Raw genomic sequence first — 15643 nt, forward strand, 5'->3', positions numbered from 1 at the left:
GACCAGTGAGCAGCGCTCGCCCCTTGCGCCCTCCGTCGCGGCAGTGTATTCCGTCGCCGAAACGGACTAGATTGTGCACAACTCAATTGCGTGCAATACTCATTCCATGCCCGTGACCGATGAGATGGTGTGCTTCTCGCTGTACTCCGCTGCGCGCGCGACCACACAGGCGTACCGAGCCGTGCTCGCGCCCTGGGGACTCACCTACCCGCAGTACCTCGTGCTCGCGCTCCTGTGGAACGAAGGGGAGCAGACCATCGGCGCCCTCGGTGACGCGATGCAACTCGACTCCGGCACGCTCTCACCCCTCGTCCGCCGCATGGAACAGGCTGACCTCGTCACCAAGGCACGCAGCGCGGCCGATGAGCGCGTCGTCACGGTGCAGTTGACCGAACGAGGGCATGCGCTGCGCGCCGACCTCGCCACGGTGCCGGCCCGGATCGCCGAGTTCTCCGGCATCCGCGACGACGAGCACCGCCGTCGCCTGATCGCAGAGCTGCACGAGCTCACCGCGCTGCTGCAGCAGTCCACATCGTCCGCCGTCGGAGCAACGCGCTCCGCCGTCGGCTCCTGACCACCACTCCCGGAAGGAACAGATCCATGGAAGCCATCTACACCGCAGAGGCCCTCGCCACCGGCGCCGGCCGCAACGGACACGTCGCCACGAGCGACCGCCGAGTCGAGTTCGATCTCGCGATCCCGAAGGAGATGGGCGGCAGCGGCGAGGGCGCGAACCCGGAGCAGCTGTTCGCCGCCGGATACGCCGCGTGCTTCCACTCCGCACTGCAGTCCGTCGCCCGCGCGCAGAAGATCTCGATCGCGGACTCCTCGGTCGGCTCCCGCGTCGGCATCGGCTCGAACGGCGAGGGCGGCTTCGCACTGACCGTCGAGCTCGAGGTCGTCATCCCCGACCTGCCCCACGACCAGGCACAGGCGCTGGCCGACGCCGCGCACCAGGTGTGCCCGTACTCGAACGCGACGCGCGGCAACATCGACGTCACGATCACCGTGTCCGATGACTGAGACGAAGGAGACCACCATGAAGGCGCTCGTCCACCCCGCATTCGGCGAAGCAGAAGACGTCCTCGCGCTCGAGGAGCAGCCGCTTCCCGAGCCCGGCGCAGGACAGGTGCGGCTGCGCATCGTCCTCTCCCCCATCCACAACCACGACCTGTGGACCGTCCGCGGCACCTACGGCTTCAAGCCGGAGCTGCCCGCCCGCTCGGGCACCGAGGCGCTCGGCATCGTCGACGCCCTCGGTGAGGGTGTCGAGCATCTGACCGTCGGACAGCGAGTCGCAACCGGCGGCACATTCGGTGCCTGGGCCGAGTACATCGTCGCGAACGCCGCCGGGTTGATCCCCGTACCCGACGGCCTCCCGGACGAGAGCGCCGCTCAGCTCGTCTCCATGCCGTTCAGCACGATCACGCTGCTGGACTTCCTCGAGGTGAACGAGGGCGACTGGATCGTGCAGAACACTGCGAACGGCGCAGTCGGACGCATGCTCGCACAGCTCGGCGCCGCACGAGGCGTCAACGTGCTCGGTCTCGTCCGCCGCGCCGAGGGTGTGGAGGAGCTGCGCGCCCAGGGCATCGAGAACGTCATCTCGACCGACCAGGACGACTGGCGCGAGCAGGCGGCACGCCTCACCGGCGGAGCCCCCGTCGTCGCCGGTGTCGACTCGGTCGGCGGCACAGCCTCGGGTGACGTGCTCTCGCTGCTGAGCGAAGGCGGCACGCTCGTCGCCTTCGGCGCGATGGCCTCCCCCGTGATGCAGATCGCCTCATCCGACGTGATCTTCAAGCAGGCCACGGTCAAGGGCTTCTGGGGCAGCAAGGTCATGCCGGCGCTCGACCCTGCGAAGCGCGGTGCACTGTTCGGCGAGCTCGTGCAGCGCGTCACCGACGGCACGCTCACGCTGCCGGTCGCCGGCGTGTTCGACGCCGCCGATGTCGCCGACGCCGTGCGTCTGAGCAAGACGCCAGGACGCGTGGGCAAGGTGCTGCTGAAGTTCTGATCCGACCAGATCACGAGAAGGGGCCGTCCATCAGGGCGGCCCCTTCTCATGTCTCGGGGATTGCGCGAAGGTCGTGGATGCGAGGATCAGCCCAGCAGATCGGCCTCGGCGATGAGATCGAGTCGCCCGAGCAGCAGGGTGCCGGCGTTCTCCATCGCCCAGAGCGCGGAGACCACGACGATCGCGAGGACCACCGCGAAGAAGACGAGGTCGTGCTCATCTCGCCACCCTACTGAGCGTCGCGGTGGAGGTCGAGGATTGCGCGATGTCGGAACCCCGGCGCACACTCCCTGCATGGAGATCACATTCATGCAACCAGCGGGCCTCGTCGTCAGTCCCGCGTTCAGCCATGTCGCGGTCGTGCCCGGCGGTGCGACCACGATCTACGTCGGCGGTCAGAACGGCATCGACGAGACCGGTGCCGTCGTCTCGCCCGATGCCGCCGAGCAGTCCCTCCGTGCGGTCGAGAACGCCCGCCTCGCGCTCAGCACCGCCGGAGCGACGCTCGATGACGTGATCAGCTGGACGGTGCTGATCCACCAGGATGCCGATCTGCGCGCGGCCTACGGCGCCGTCGCATCCACCCTCGCACGGGAGGGCGCGCCTCCCCTCGTGACGGCGGCGATCGTCGCGGGGCTCGGCGTGCCCGGCGCACTGATCGAGGTGGCTGCGGTCGCGGCGATCGCGCCGAGCTGAACCAGGCGGGTCCGTCAGATCCGACCCCGCACCGGCGTCCGCTCGACCGAGTCACCGGCATCCGGCATCGTCATCTCGGCTCGGACGCCGAGAAGGCGCACCTCGCGGTCCTGGTCGAGCGTCCTCCCGAGGGCGAGTGCCGCATCGATGACCTCGTCGCGGCGCGTGGTCGCGGCCGGGAGCTTGCGCCCGAACGTCTTGGTCTCGAAGGGCGCGTACCGCACCTTGAGATGCACGCGGACGACCGGACGGCCCTCCGTCGCGCAATCATCGAACGCATGGTCCGCGAGTTCGCGGATCGCCGCTTCGACCTCGCCCGGCGTCGTGAGGTTCGTCTGGTACGTCATCTCACGGCTGTGGCTGCGGGCGACCCACGGCGTCTCGTCCACGGCATCCGGCCCGAGCCCGGACCCCAATCCGTGATACCAGACGCCCATGCGAGGCCCGAACTCCGCCACGAGCTCCTGCTCGTCGGCGTCGGCGAGTTCACGGACCGTCCGGATGCCATGCTCCGCGAGTCGCTTCTGCACCTTCGGTCCGACACCCCAGAGATCCCGCGTCGGCTTCTCGCCCATCACCTCGAACCAGTTCTGCGCCGTGAGCCGGAACAAGCCATTGGGTTTGCCGAACTCGGTCGCGATCTTCGCCCGAACCTTGTTGTCGCCGATCCCGACCGAGCAGTGCAGGCCCGTCGCGTCCAGCACCGCCGCCTGCGCATCGCGCGCCAGCGCCTCGGGATCGTCGGTCGACGCGCCGAGGAAGCACTCGTCCCACCCGATCACCTCGAGGGCGACGCCCGGCAGCGTTCGCAGTGCGGCCATGACCTCCGCTGATGCGGACTCGTACGCCGCGTGGTCCACGGGCAGGAAGACCGCATCGTCCGGCGCTTTGCGGGCGGCGATCTTCAGCGGCATCCCCGATCCGATGCCGAATGCCCTGGCCTCATATGACGCCGTCGAGACCACCGCGCGTTCCGTCGGATCACCGCGCCCGCCGACGATCACCGGCAGCCCGGCGAGCTCCGGCCGCCGCAGCACCTCGACCGCGGCGATGAACTGATCCATGTCCACGTGCAGCACCCAGTCGGCCATGCAACGAGTGTGACGCCTCGGGGCCCGGATGTCATCCGTCGGTGATCGCGTGGTGCAGATCACCCGGTCCAGGTCAGCCTGCGGTGACGCCGATCGCGGTGGCGACCACGGCGAGCAGCGGCAGCGTGCCCTGCATGGTGGCGGCGCGCAGCTTCGTGCGGTCCGAAAGCAGGAGCACGAGCGCAGCGGCGAGCATCATGCCGGTGCCAGCGAACACGAGCGTGACGCCGACGGTGCCCGCTCCCATGATCGTCAGGCCGACGCCCAGCAACGCCGTGAGCGCGAGGAACAGGTTGTAGAACCCCTGGTTGAACGCGAGCTGCTTCATCGTGACGGCATCCGCCTCGCTGGCGACGCCGAAGATCTTGCGGGTCTCGGGCTCGGTCCACTTCAGCGACTCGAGCGCGAAGATGAACACGTGGAAGGCGGCGGAGGCCGCAGCGAGGACGAGACCGACGATGAGCATGGGCTGATTCTCTCGCGTGGCGGGTGCCTGCGCCAACCTGATGCGCCGAGCGGCGTGTCCGTTCGGCTGGCTAGACCAGGAAGATCGGCAGCATCCCCGGGTTGTGGGCATGCACCAGCACCGCGAAGACCACGGCATCGAACAGCAGATGCACGGTCACGACGTAGGCCAGCGAATGCGTCCGCAGGAAGATGTAGCCCTGCAGCAGCGCGAACGGGATCGTCAGGAGCGGTCCCCATTCCCGGTAGCCCAGCTCCCACAGGAACGACACGAAGACGATCGCCTGCAGCACGTTCGCCAGCGCGTCAGGGAAGTGTCGTCGCAGCAGCGCGAACACGGTGCAGATGAAGAACAGCTCATCCCAGATGCCGACCGCACCGACGCCCACGAACAGACGGGCGATGAGATCTGGCGTGTCCACGACGGGCCAGTTCTGGTAGACCCCGCTGGTGATGAAGTAGAACGGCAGGATCAGCCAGCCCAGGATCAGCACCGCGACCAGCCACCCCCACTGCAGTCGGCCCCAGCGCTTGTGCGTGCGCCACGGGAAGCTGATCGCCCGATCCCGGAACACGAAGCGCGACACGACATAGGGCACGGCGACCGCGCCGCCCAGCGCCAGCGTGAACCGCAGCATCGCGAGGTTGTCGAGCTCGGCGGCGAGCGGGATCACGCTCACGATCAGCAGCCCCAGCGCGATCAGGGAGAGGTCTCGGGTGAGTGACGGCGCACGCCGGCCACCGACCACCCTCGCGGTCTCGAGACGGGCACCGACGCGCACGATCGGCGCGTCCACCGGCTCAGCCCGTTCGATCAGCCAGGCGGAGCCGATACCGAGCGCGAGCAGCACCCAGCCGAGCCACGGGATCTGGAAGACGAAGAACGCAGGCGCAGCCGCACACACGAGCACGGCCGGCGCAACACCCGGCCACACGGTCGACGTGCGCTGCACCGTGGTCACGCGCGGGGCCGGCGCCGATAGACGAGGTCGCGGATGTCGCGGCCCTTCGCGATGCCCTTGCGCTCGAACGCGGTCATGACGCGACCGTCGAAGCGCTCGGCCCAGTCGCCCTCGAACGCCCGCTCGAACAACGGCTCGGCGTCGAGCACCTCGCGCATCTGCAGCGCGTAGTCCTCCCAGTCGGTGGCGAGGCGGAGCAGCCCGCCGTCGACCAGAGCACGGGCCGCGTTGTCGGCGAATCCCGCACGGACGAGGCGGCGTTTGGTGTGCTTCTTCTTGTGCCACGGATCGGGGAAGAAGATCCAGGCCTCGGAGACCGACGCCTCCGGCAGGTACGACGAGAGGACCTCGGGCGCGTTGGCCTCGACCACGCGCAGATTGCGGGTCCCGAGGCGATCTGCGTCGAGCATCGTGCGGGCGAGCCCTGCGCGGAACACCTCGACGGCGAGGAAGTCGGTCTCGGGGCGAGCGGTCGCGGCCGCGACGATCGCGTGCCCCTGGCCCGAGCCGATCTCGACGATCAGGTCGGCGGGGCGCCCGTACTCGGCTGCGACATCGAGTCGCGCCTCGGGGTGCACGGAGGTCCAGGCGACGTCGCGCGGAACGTCGAGCAGATAGTGCGGTGCGAGCTCGGAGAAGGCGCGCTCCTGCGCATCGGACATCCGGCCGCTCCGGCGCACGAACGACACCGGCTCGTCACGGAAGGTGCGGGGTTCAGGCATGTTTCCAGGGTAGTCGGCCAGGCGCAGACGCCCGGACGCGCAGGAGACGTGGGTCGACGCTCACTCCGCCGGCGCGGTGACGAAGTCGATCAGCTCCTCGACGCGACCGAGCAGCTGCGGCTCGAGGTCGCGGAAGGTGTGCACCTTGCTCAGGATGTGCTGCCAGGCCCGCCCGGTGTCGCCCTGGGTCTCGGACGGCCAGCCGAGCGCCCGGCAGATGCCGGTCTTCCAGTCGGTGCCCCGCGGGATCTCCGGCCAGCGCTCGATGCCGATGGTGCGCGGCGTGACGCACTGCCAGACATCGACGAAGGGATGACCGACGATGCGCACGTGACGCCCGTGCGGCCCGCGGGAGACAGCATCGGCGATCCTGGACTCCTTCGACCCTGGCACGAGATGGTCGACGAGCACGCCGTATCGACGAGTCGCGCTCGGAGGCTCTGCCGCGAGCAGTTCGTCGAGCAGGTCGACACCCTGGAGGAACTCCACTACGACGCCCTCGACGCGGAGGTCGGCACCCCACACCTTCTCGACGAGCTCTGCGTCGTGCTTGCCCTCGACGAGGATTCGGCTCGGCAGCGCGATGCGCGCGCGCTGATCGGCGACGACGAAGGACCCCGATGCCGTGCGACGGTTCCCCTGCGGCGCGGCCGTCGGAACCGTCAGCCGAACGGCGGAGCCGTCGATCAGGAAGCCGCCACCCAGTGGGAACAGCCGCTTCCGCCCGAGCCTGTCCTCCAGCTCGACGGTGCCGCCCTGCACCCGGGTCACCGCGCCGCAGAAGCCGTCATCAGCGACCTCCACGACGAGATCGAGCTCGGCGGGGACCTGCGGCACCGGCTTCTTGGCGCGTTCACGCCACCCAGCGGCCAGCACATCCGATCCGTACCTGTCGTCCATGCCTTCCAGCGTATGCGTCTCCGCTCAGGGCGAACGGCGATCCGGCCGCGGATGCTGTCGCGTGTCGGACTCTGTGAATAGACTCGGCACATGGGGGCACGGCGGTCAGTCGGAGGTAGGACGATGAAGACTCGATGGCTGGCGATGGCCGCGGTGATCGGGGTGACATTCGCAGGCATGCTCGGTGCCACTGCGGCATCCGCGACCGATCCGCTCACGCTCGATCCCGGGTATGTCACCGACCAGGCTGGGGTGCTGAGCCCGAGCGAGAAGGCGTCAGTCGAGGAGCGCCTGCAGGAGTTGAGCGACAACTCCTCCGCCGACCTCTACGTCGTGCTGGTCGACGACTTCACCTCCCCCACCGACAACGTCGCGTGGGCTGACACCGTCGCCCAGAACAACAACCTCGGCTCGGAGCAGTACCTGCTCGCGATCGCCGTCGAGGGCCGCAGCTACTACATCTCCGCAGCTCCGGACGGGCCGCTCAGCGACGGCAAGCTCGACGACATCGAGAACAAGATCCAGACGCTCGCGAGCCAGAACGACTGGGACGGGGCGATCATCCTCGCGGCGGATGAGATCCAGGGCGATGGCGGAGCGGGCGCGATCAGCGCGGTCCTCGTCGTCGGCGGGATCATCGTCATCGCGCTCATCATCTGGCTCATCGTGCGCGCGGTCCGGAAGTCCCGTCGCGAGGCCGCGATCCGCAGGCGCGGAGCGATGCCCGAGACGCCCGACCCGAACGACCCGTTCTCCACGCTCACCGACGAGCAGGTGCAGACGCAGGCCGGGTCCGCCCTCGTGCAGGCAGATGACGCCATCACGTCCAGCCGTGAGGAGCTCGGTTTCGCCGTGGCGCAGTTCGGCGACGCTGCCACCGCCGAGTTCTCGAAGGCGGTCGACGTCGCGAAGACGAAGATGTCCGAGGCCTTCGACCTCAAGCAGAAGCTCGACGACGAGATCGAGGACACGGTGCAGGATCGCCGCGCCTGGCACATCCGCATCATCCAGCTCGCCGACGAGATCGACGATGTGCTCGACGAGAACACCGAGGCGTTCGACGAACTGCGCAAGCTCGAGCAGAACGCCCCGCAGGAACTCGAGCGCGTGCGGGCGGAGCGAGCCGCGCTGCAGCCTGCTCTGGCCGCTGCAGCACCCGCACTGGCTGCGCTCTCCGCGACATACGATGCCGCAGCGTTGCGCACGGTGACCGACAACCCCGCCCAAGCGCAGGAGCGCGCCGCTCTGGCTGATCACTCGATCGATTCGGCTGCCCGGGCGATCGCCGCGGGCGAGACCGGTGCCGCCGCGTTCGCGATCCGCACCGCCGAGCAGTCCGTCGCCCAGGCCGGCCAGCTCACACAGGCGATCAGCTCACTCGGCGCAGATCTGTCCGCCATCGAGGCGCAGGCACAGGCGCTGGTCGCCGAGCTCCAGGGCGACATCGCGGCCGCGCAGCAGCTGCCCGATCCCTCGGGCACCATCGCCGGGGCGATATCGGCCACAGCCGCGGAGCTGCAGCGGGCACAGACGAACCTCAGCGGCTCGGCCCGCAGTCCACAGGCTGTGTTCGCCGCGCTGACCGCAGCGAACGAACAGATCGACACGGCGATCTCGCAGGGTCGCGAGAGCGTGCAGCGCGCGGTACGCGCCGCGCAGATGCTCGAGCAGACGCTGGCCCAGGCCGGTGCGGAGATCCGCGCTGCGCGCGAGTACGTCGAGACCCGCCGCGGCACGGTCGGGTCGACAGCGCGCACCCGGCTATCCCAGGCGGAGGCCAGCCTCACACAGGCGCTCGACCTGCGGGCCACGAACACCGAGGCCGCGCTCACCGAGGCGACTCGCGCGCTCGACCTCGCACGGCAGGCCACGGCGTCAGCGCAGTCCGACGTGCAGGCCTACAACCCGAACCGCTACGACGACAGCGGTTGGGGCGGCGGGCCATTCGGCGGCGGCTCGGGCGGTGGCGGCGGCTCAGGCCTCGGCGGTGACATCCTCGGCGGCATCATCGGCGGTCTCCTCAGTGGAGGTGGCGGCGGCGGCAGCCGCTCGTCCTCGCGCAGCAGCAGCTGGCGTTCGAGCGGAGGCGGCGGATTCCGCAGTTCCGGTTTCGGCGGCGGCGGACGCTCGAGCGGCGGACGCAGCGGCCGTTCAGGAGGTCGACGCTTCTGAACCTCACGACACTCTCGAACCTCATAGGCACATGCGACACGCTTCTCCCACGGCCCTCTGAAAGGAACCACCCATGACCAAGCAGTCCATCTTCGGGCGTATCTCCACACTCGTCCGCGCGAACATCAACTCCCTGCTGGACTCTGCGGAAGACCCGCAGAAGATGATCGACCAGCTCGTCCGCGACTACACCAACAGCATCGCTGACGCCGAGTCCGCGATCGCCGAGACCATCGGCAACCTGCGTCTCCTCGAGCGCGATCACGAGGAAGACGTCCAGTCGGCCACGGAGTGGGGCAACAAGGCCCTCGCGGCCAGCCGCAAGGCCGACGAGATGCGCACCAAGGGTGACGCGGCGGATGCCGACAAGTTCGACAACCTTGCCAAGATCGCGCTGCAGCGCCAGATCAGCGCGGAGCGTGAGGCGACCAGCGCCGAGCCCACCATCGCGACGCAGACCGAGATCGTCGAAAAGCTCAAGAGCGGCCTGAACGGCATGAAGGACAAGCTCGGCGAGCTGAAGAACAAGCGCAGCGAACTGCTCGCACGCGCCAAGGTCGCCGAGGCGCAGACCAAGGTGCAGGACGCCGTGGGCTCGATCAACGTGCTCGACCCCACCAGCGAGCTCGGCCGCTTCGAAGACAAGGTCCGCCGCCAGGAAGCCATCGCGCAGGGCAAGATCGAGCTCGCAGCGTCGAGCCTCGACGCCCAGTTCGAGAGCCTGGAAGACCTCGGTGAGCTGACCGAGGTCGAGGCACGCCTCGCGGAGCTCAAGGCCGGCAGCACCGCGCCGCGCCAGGCCATCGAAGGCAACTGACACCACCCGCTGATGCCCCGGACGTCCGAGTCCGGGGCATCAGCACTTTCCCCGGAGGCACTCATGGTGCGATTCCTCGTCGTCCCGCAATGGCAGGGCTCCCCCGCCGCCCGCGCGATGCTGCTCGTCGACGGCGCATCGGCGATCGCGGGCGATCTGCCCCGCAGCTCCACCACCGTGCTCGACGTGCCGGTCGAAGCGGGCGAATCGCTGGGAACCGGAGTCAGACGCCTGAGCGCGCTGATCAGGACGCGAGAACTCGTCCGCGAACACGTCGCGGCCGATACCGTCGTGATCGGCGGCGACTGCAGCGTGACCGTCGCTGCCCTCGATGCCCTCCCCGGCGGTACCGGCGACCTTGCCGTGGTCTGGTGCGACGCGCATCCCGATCTGCACACACCGGAGTCCTCGCCCTCCGGCGCGTTCTCCGGCATGGCTCTGCGCGCCGTGCTGGGCGAAGGCGAAGCGCAGCTGACGCTCACACCCGGCCTCCCGCGCGAGCGCATCGTGACGGTCGGCGTGCGCGAGCTCGACGAAGCCGAAGAAGACCTGCTCGGCTCGCTGTCGTCGCTCTCCGCCACCGACATCGATCGAGTCGACTCGCTGGTCGAGGCAGTGCGCGCGACCGGTGCCTCCCGTGTGTGGGTGCACATCGACGTCGATGTGCTCGACCCTGCAGACTTCGCGGGCGTCTCGTCGTCCGTTCCATTCGGCGTCTCGCCGGCATCCCTGAGCGCAGCCATCCGGCGCCTCCGCGAAGAGATCCCGCTCGCCGGCGCCACGATCTCCGGTTTCGCCCCGCGCACGCCGATCGATGCGGTCGACGATCTCGGCGCCATCCTTCGACTGGTCGGAGCCGTCGCATGACGCACGACTGGCGACCCGCCGCCGAAGCGGCCCTCGCCCGTGGCCGGCGGTTCGACCGCCGCATCCCCTCGTTCCTGCTGCGGTCCCCGATCAGCCGCATCGGCTACGCCTGGGGCACCGCGGTCGGCTGGATCTGGGGCTCCATCTGGAGCACCGGGCCGGTCGAACGGCGCAACGGGCTCTGGGTCTTCCGCGGGCTGCCGAACTGGGCGTTCAACCGGGGTGGTGTGTGCGTGGGCGGTTGCTTCCTCACCGGAGACGCCGATCCAACCGAGGCAGTGCTGCGGCACGAGGCCGTGCACAAGGAGCAGTGGCTTCGTTACGGGTTCCTGATGCCGTTCCTCTACTGGGCAGCGGGGAGGGATCCGCTGCACAATCGATTCGAGATCGAGGCGGGGCTCGAAGACGGCAACTACGTTCGCCGCTCGCGCTGACAGGCTGACTCAGCGGTCCACGGTCCGCACGCCCGACTGCCAGCGGAGCGAGCCGGTGGTTCAGCGCTCGGCGCGGAGCAGTCCGAAGCGCTCGGGTACCTGGATCTGCGCCGGCTCGATGTCGAGCGCGGTCGTCAGGTGGTCGACGATGTCGGCGGTTCCGAGGTATCCGCCGAGCAGAGTGATGTGCGTCTCGAACTCGTCATCGCAGAGCATCTCGTCGGCCCAGGCGCAGGTCGCACGCGTCAAGGCTTCACCCGGAGCGCACGATCGACCGGTGCCGGGTGCGCCGGAGCGCTGCTCGCGGGCCAGCCAGGTCACCGTCATACGCCCCGGCGCATCGATCACGCCGATGTCCGCAGCCGTGGGGACCTCGACGAAGATGCGGCCGGATGCGCACAGCGGCAGCGTCGCGAGGAACGTCTCGAGCTCGAGGAGGGAGCGCTCGTCCGCCGTCACGAGGTGGTGCGCGCGTCGACGGGCTGCACGGCGCTCCGCGCGAGTGCTGCGGGTGTCGAAGGACGTTTCCATGATGCATCCATGGTACACCAAGTGAAGGCTTGCCTAACCTTGGTCGGCCTGTTCCCTCGACGCGGGCTCCACGAGCACATCATGCAGCGCACGCAGTTCATCGTCCGTGAGGCCCTGTGCGCGCAGATAGTCGGCTGCCGATCCCCATCGCTCGTCGACCCGCTCCAAGAGGCAGCGCATGACAGGGGCAGGCGACTGCGTCGCGAGCGCCAGAGCATGCACGGCCTCCGGATGCTGCGACCGGAGGTAGGCGGCCAGCATGCGTGAGCGTTCCGGCGGCAGCTGGGATTCCGTGAGGGCGTAGTCCGCGATCACGGCCTCACGGTCCGCGCCGACCGCAGACAGGGCCAGTGCCACGGTCACGCCGGTGCGGTCCTTACCGACGGTGCAGTGCACGAGGGTCGGCTCCCCCGCCGCGATGATCCGCACCGCGGCGGCGAGACGCTCGCCGCTCTCCTCGAGGAGATGCAGGTAGAGCTCATCGAGGCTCGTGTCGGTCTCGAAGAACGAGCGGACCGAACCGAGGAACAGCGGCAGATGCGTCGTCTCCGGCCCGTCGATGTCGGAAGGCTCGTTCGCGACCTCCTCACCGTCACGGAGGTCGATGATGCGCCGCACATGAGCGCCGAGCGCGGCCGCGCCGTCCGGGGTCGCGCTGGACAGCTGACCGGAACGCAGCAGCACGCCGGATCGGATGCGGCCACCGTCCGTCGTCGGGATCCCTCCGACGTCGCGGACGTTGGTGATGCCGTCGAACTCGAGGATCGTCATGCTGACGGCTGCGCCGCACGCGACGGCACCGGGTAGCGACCCGCGATCACGATGCGGTTGAACGCGTTGATCGAGACGCAGGCCCAGCTCAACGCCGCGTACTCCTTCTCGGTGAAGACGCTGCCGACCGTGTCGTAGACCTCGTCGGAGACGCCCTCCTCCGAGATGAAGGTGAATGCTTCAGCGAGCTCGAGCGCCGCGCGCTCCCGGTCGCTGAAGACGCCGCTCTCGCGCCAGGTGGAGATCTGGGTGATCGTGTCGGTGTCGACGCCTGCGGCGACGGCGCGGTCGACATGGATCCGCACGCAGAATGCGCAGCCGTTGAGCTGCGAGCAGTGGATCATGACGAGCTCCTTGAGCCGCTCATCGATCCCGTTGTCGGCGCAGATCCTGCCGACCGTTCGGGAGAACGCGTCCAGCGCCTGATACGCCTCCGGCTCCGTCTTGGACAGGTGCACTCGCGTCTCGCTCATGGCTCAATGATATTCCGGTGAACGATGTGCCGGAACGGTCGCCTCCCAGTTCGGAAAATGCAAGATGCTCATCCGAAAAGAGGAAAGCTCTGCGTAATGCGGAGACATTTGCCGACTCGACTTGTCACATCGCTCCCGCATTTCTCCGTGGCCGCGTGTCGGGAGCAGAATGATGACGTGGCGATCGACATCACTGAGTTCAGCTATCTTCCCGCACAAGCCGAGGCGCTCGGCGTCCCTGTTCCGGACGTGGAGCGGCTCACCCTCACCCTCGCAGATGGACGGACGATCAGTGCACTGAAGTTCGGCACCGAGGCTCCCCGGATCACCCTGCTGCATGGCGCCGGCCTGAACGCGCACACCTGGGACACGACAGCCCTCGCGATCGGGCGTCCGCTGCTCGCGATCGATCTCGCCGGACACGGCGACTCCTCCTGGCGCGAGGACCGCGATTACACCCCGCGCACGCTGGCAGTGGATGTCGCCGCTGCACTGGACGCCTGGACCACGGACCCGCAGACCGTCATCGGTCAGTCGCTCGGCGGTCTGACCGGAGCGGCTCTCGCGGCATCCCGTCCGGATCTGGTGGCGGAGCTCATCGTGGTCGACATCACCCCGGGCATCGACGTCTCGGCCGGACCTGCCGCGCTCCGCGCGTTCTACGCAGGACCCACCGACTTCGCCACGCGCGACGAGCTCGTCGACAAGGCGATCTCACTCGGCTTCGGTGGCACGCGCCCGGAGACGGAGCGAGGGGTGTTCCTCAACACCCGCGTCCGCCCGGACGGACGCGTCGAGTGGAAGCACCACTTCGCCCACATCGCCGCCGAGGCGCTCTCGGCCCATGACTCGGGCACCGAGGCCTCGCCCTCCGTGTTGCATCAGACCGGCTGGGACGACCTCGCCGGCGTCACGGCCCCGCTGACACTCGTCCGCGCCGCACGCGGCTTCGTGAGCGAGGACGACGCCGCAGAACTGCAGCGGCGCCTCCCCGCAGCACGCATCGAAGTCATCGATGCGACCCACAACGTCCAGGAGACGGCGCCGCTGCAGCTCGCCGCTCTCGTCACGTCGTCCGGCCACCCGGCCGGATTGTGACGTTCCGTTCCATGTCTCACCCGCACGCCCACTCCTGATCCCTAGGCTCACACTCACCGGCACACAGCACCTGCCGCACCGAGAGGAAATGTCCATGTTCCGACGCACTCGTCGTCTCGCGCTGATCTCAGCGCTCGCGGCCACCGCCGTGATGCTGAGCGCCTGCTCCGGCACGCCCGAACCCGCAGCGACCAGCACCGGCGAGCCCGATGCCGACGCCACGCTCACCGTCGGCCTCGTGCTCGAGCCGACGAACCTCGACATCCGCCACACCAGCGGTGCTGCGATCGAGCAGATCCTCATCGACAACATCTATGAGGGCCTCGTCACCCGCACGCAGGAGAACGAGATCGAGGGTCGGCTCGCCTCCGACTACACGGTGTCCGCCGACGGGCTGACCTACACCTTCACGCTGAACGACGGAATCGCGTTCCACGACGGCACAGCACTGACCTCGGCGGACGTCGTCTCGTCGTATGAGACCGTCCGCACCGACGCGACCGTGCAGGGCAACGCGGAATTCGCCTCGGTCGCCTCGATCACCGCTCCCGATGCGAACACCGTGGAGATCGTGCTCTCGAAGCCGGACCAGAACTTCCTGTTCTCGCTCACCGGCCCCGCAGGCCTCGTGTTCAAGACCGGCGACACGACCGACCTGAAGACCGCCGAGAACGGCACCGGCCCCTTCACCCTGACCCGGTGGAACAAGGGCAGCACGATCACCTTCGCCCGCAACGACGCGTATTGGGGCGAACCCACCGGCGTGGCAGGCGTGGAGTTCCAGTACATCCCCGACTTCACTGCCGGCGTCAACGCAGCACTGGCCGGCGACGTGCAGGTGCTCACGGCAGTCGACCCGAACCTCGCTCCGCAGCTCGAGGACTCCGGTGACTTCACCCTGACGAAGGGTCGCACCACCGACAAGGCGACGCTGGCGTTCAACAACAAGAAGGCCCCACTCGATGACGTCCGCGTACGTGAGGCGCTGCGACTCGCGATCGACCACGACGCCCTCGTCGAGGCCGTCGGCGCAGGCACCCCGCTGTACGGCCCGATCCCGGAGCTCGACCCAGGGTACGAGGACCTGTCCGATGTGGTCTCCTACGACCCGGAGAAGGCGAAGGAGCTGCTCGCCGAGGCGGGTCAGAAGGACCTCGAGCTCAGCCTGACGATCCCCTCGTTCTACGGCACGACGGTCCCGAAGCTGCTGATCTCGGACTTCAACAAGGTCGGCGTGACCCTCGACGTCGACTCGGTGGAGTTCCCGACGTGGCTCGAAGACGTCTACACCAACCACGACTACGACCTGAGCTTCGTGCTGCACGTCGAGCCTCGGGACTTCGGCAACTTCGCGAACCCCGACTACTACTTCGGCTACGACAACGCCGAGGTGCAGGACCTGTACACGCAGGCGCAGGCCGAGGTCGACCCCGACAAGTCCGCCGAGCTGCTGGCCAAGGCCGCCCGCATCGTTTCAGAGGACCACGCGGCGGACTGGCTGTACAACGGTGAGACCATCACCGCGGTGAGCCCCCAGGTGTCCGGCTTCCCGAAGGACTCGATCAACTCGCGCATCAACCTGGCTGGCGTCACCGTCGCGGCCGAATAACCGACGGCTTCGACCTCC

At 68.6% G+C, this 15643-nt stretch carries 18 protein-coding genes; 10 read left to right on the forward strand and 8 right to left on the reverse strand.

The window, feature by feature from the left end:
- Positions 1–106: 106 nt before the first annotated feature.
- The 4 genes from RS83_RS16835 to RS83_RS16850 all read left to right on the forward strand — a co-directional run bounded on the left by RS83_RS16835 (position 107) and on the right by RS83_RS16850 (position 2713).
- Entirely contained in the window at positions 107–574 is a 468-nt protein-coding gene (locus RS83_RS16835) for a MarR family winged helix-turn-helix transcriptional regulator (RefSeq protein WP_052679156.1), read from the forward strand.
- A 26-nt stretch (positions 575–600) separates the two neighbouring features.
- Entirely contained in the window at positions 601–1023 is a 423-nt protein-coding gene (locus RS83_RS16840) for an organic hydroperoxide resistance protein (RefSeq protein ID WP_045280593.1), read from the forward strand.
- A 16-nt stretch (positions 1024–1039) separates the two neighbouring features.
- Positions 1040–2017 carry a zinc-binding dehydrogenase gene (locus RS83_RS16845; protein ID WP_045280932.1) on the forward strand — a complete coding sequence of 326 codons (978 nt, stop codon included), beginning with the start codon at positions 1040–1042 and terminating at the stop codon, positions 2015–2017.
- A gap of 294 nt (positions 2018–2311) precedes the next feature.
- Positions 2312–2713: a RidA family protein gene (locus RS83_RS16850; RefSeq protein WP_045280594.1), complete on the forward strand. Its 402-nt coding sequence runs from the start codon at positions 2312–2314 to the stop codon at positions 2711–2713.
- Positions 2714–2727: 14 nt separating this feature from the next.
- Here the strand turns inward: RS83_RS16850 and RS83_RS16855 are convergent, their stop codons facing one another.
- The 5 genes from RS83_RS16855 to RS83_RS16875 all read right to left on the reverse strand — a co-directional run bounded on the left by RS83_RS16855 (position 2728) and on the right by RS83_RS16875 (position 6853).
- The gene (locus RS83_RS16855) at positions 2728–3804 is read right to left on the reverse strand and encodes a DNA polymerase IV (protein WP_197072148.1); all 1077 of its coding nucleotides are present in this window, start codon (positions 3802–3804) and stop codon (positions 2728–2730) included.
- Between the two features lie 73 nt (positions 3805–3877).
- Positions 3878–4270, reverse strand: a complete 393-nt coding sequence (locus RS83_RS16860) for a DUF1304 domain-containing protein (protein ID WP_045280595.1) — start codon at positions 4268–4270, stop codon at positions 3878–3880.
- Positions 4271–4340: 70 nt separating this feature from the next.
- Positions 4341–5231, reverse strand: coding sequence for a CPBP family intramembrane glutamic endopeptidase (locus RS83_RS16865; RefSeq protein WP_045280596.1), 891 nt, complete (start codon positions 5229–5231; stop codon positions 4341–4343).
- Entirely contained in the window at positions 5228–5953 is a 726-nt protein-coding gene (gene trmB, locus RS83_RS16870) for a tRNA (guanosine(46)-N7)-methyltransferase TrmB (RefSeq protein WP_045280597.1), read from the reverse strand. The genes RS83_RS16865 and trmB overlap by 4 nt, the downstream gene beginning before the upstream one ends.
- Before the next feature lie 60 nt (positions 5954–6013).
- A complete protein-coding gene (locus RS83_RS16875) occupies positions 6014–6853 on the reverse strand; it encodes a DUF3097 domain-containing protein (RefSeq protein WP_045280598.1) in 840 nt (279 codons plus the stop codon).
- Positions 6854–6976: 123 nt separating this feature from the next.
- Here RS83_RS16875 and RS83_RS16880 point away from each other — a divergent pair, with 123 nt between their 5' ends.
- From RS83_RS16880 to RS83_RS16895, 4 genes are all read left to right on the forward strand, one after another.
- The gene (locus tag RS83_RS16880) at positions 6977–9025 is read left to right on the forward strand and encodes a TPM domain-containing protein (RefSeq protein WP_045280599.1); all 2049 of its coding nucleotides are present in this window, start codon (positions 6977–6979) and stop codon (positions 9023–9025) included.
- A gap of 73 nt (positions 9026–9098) precedes the next feature.
- Positions 9099–9842 carry a PspA/IM30 family protein gene (locus RS83_RS16885; RefSeq protein WP_045280600.1) on the forward strand — a complete coding sequence of 248 codons (744 nt, stop codon included), beginning with the start codon at positions 9099–9101 and terminating at the stop codon, positions 9840–9842.
- Between the two features lie 63 nt (positions 9843–9905).
- Positions 9906–10709 carry an arginase family protein gene (locus RS83_RS16890; protein WP_045280601.1) on the forward strand — a complete coding sequence of 268 codons (804 nt, stop codon included), beginning with the start codon at positions 9906–9908 and terminating at the stop codon, positions 10707–10709.
- Positions 10706–11143, forward strand: a complete 438-nt coding sequence (locus tag RS83_RS16895) for a hypothetical protein (protein ID WP_045280602.1) — start codon at positions 10706–10708, stop codon at positions 11141–11143. The genes RS83_RS16890 and RS83_RS16895 overlap by 4 nt, the downstream gene beginning before the upstream one ends.
- 60 nt (positions 11144–11203) lie before the next feature.
- Here RS83_RS16895 and RS83_RS16900 read toward each other — a convergent pair whose 3' ends face one another.
- From RS83_RS16900 to RS83_RS16910, 3 genes are read right to left on the reverse strand one after another with little or no spacing between them, the layout of a single operon-like run.
- Positions 11204–11674 (reverse strand): SIP domain-containing protein, encoded by a 471-nt coding sequence (locus tag RS83_RS16900; protein ID WP_045280603.1) that lies wholly within the window; start codon positions 11672–11674, stop codon positions 11204–11206.
- Positions 11675–11707: 33 nt separating this feature from the next.
- Positions 11708–12445, reverse strand: a complete 738-nt coding sequence (locus RS83_RS16905; protein WP_045280604.1) for a tyrosine-protein phosphatase — start codon at positions 12443–12445, stop codon at positions 11708–11710.
- Positions 12442–12918 (reverse strand): carboxymuconolactone decarboxylase family protein, encoded by a 477-nt coding sequence (locus tag RS83_RS16910; protein ID WP_045280605.1) that lies wholly within the window; start codon positions 12916–12918, stop codon positions 12442–12444. The genes RS83_RS16905 and RS83_RS16910 overlap by 4 nt, the downstream gene beginning before the upstream one ends.
- 177 nt (positions 12919–13095) lie before the next feature.
- Here RS83_RS16910 and RS83_RS16915 point away from each other — a divergent pair, with 177 nt between their 5' ends.
- Together RS83_RS16915 and RS83_RS16920 are read left to right on the forward strand one after the other, a co-directional pair.
- Entirely contained in the window at positions 13096–14016 is a 921-nt protein-coding gene (locus tag RS83_RS16915; protein WP_230114657.1) for an alpha/beta fold hydrolase, read from the forward strand.
- 94 nt (positions 14017–14110) lie between these two features.
- On the forward strand, positions 14111–15625 hold the full coding sequence (locus tag RS83_RS16920) for an ABC transporter substrate-binding protein (RefSeq protein ID WP_045280606.1): 1515 nt from the start codon (positions 14111–14113) through the stop codon (positions 15623–15625).
- Positions 15626–15643 lie beyond the last annotated feature (18 nt).

Origin of the sequence: Microbacterium oxydans (assembly GCF_000956525.1) — a bacterium.
GTDB lineage: Bacteria > Actinomycetota > Actinomycetes > Actinomycetales > Microbacteriaceae > Microbacterium > Microbacterium oxydans_A.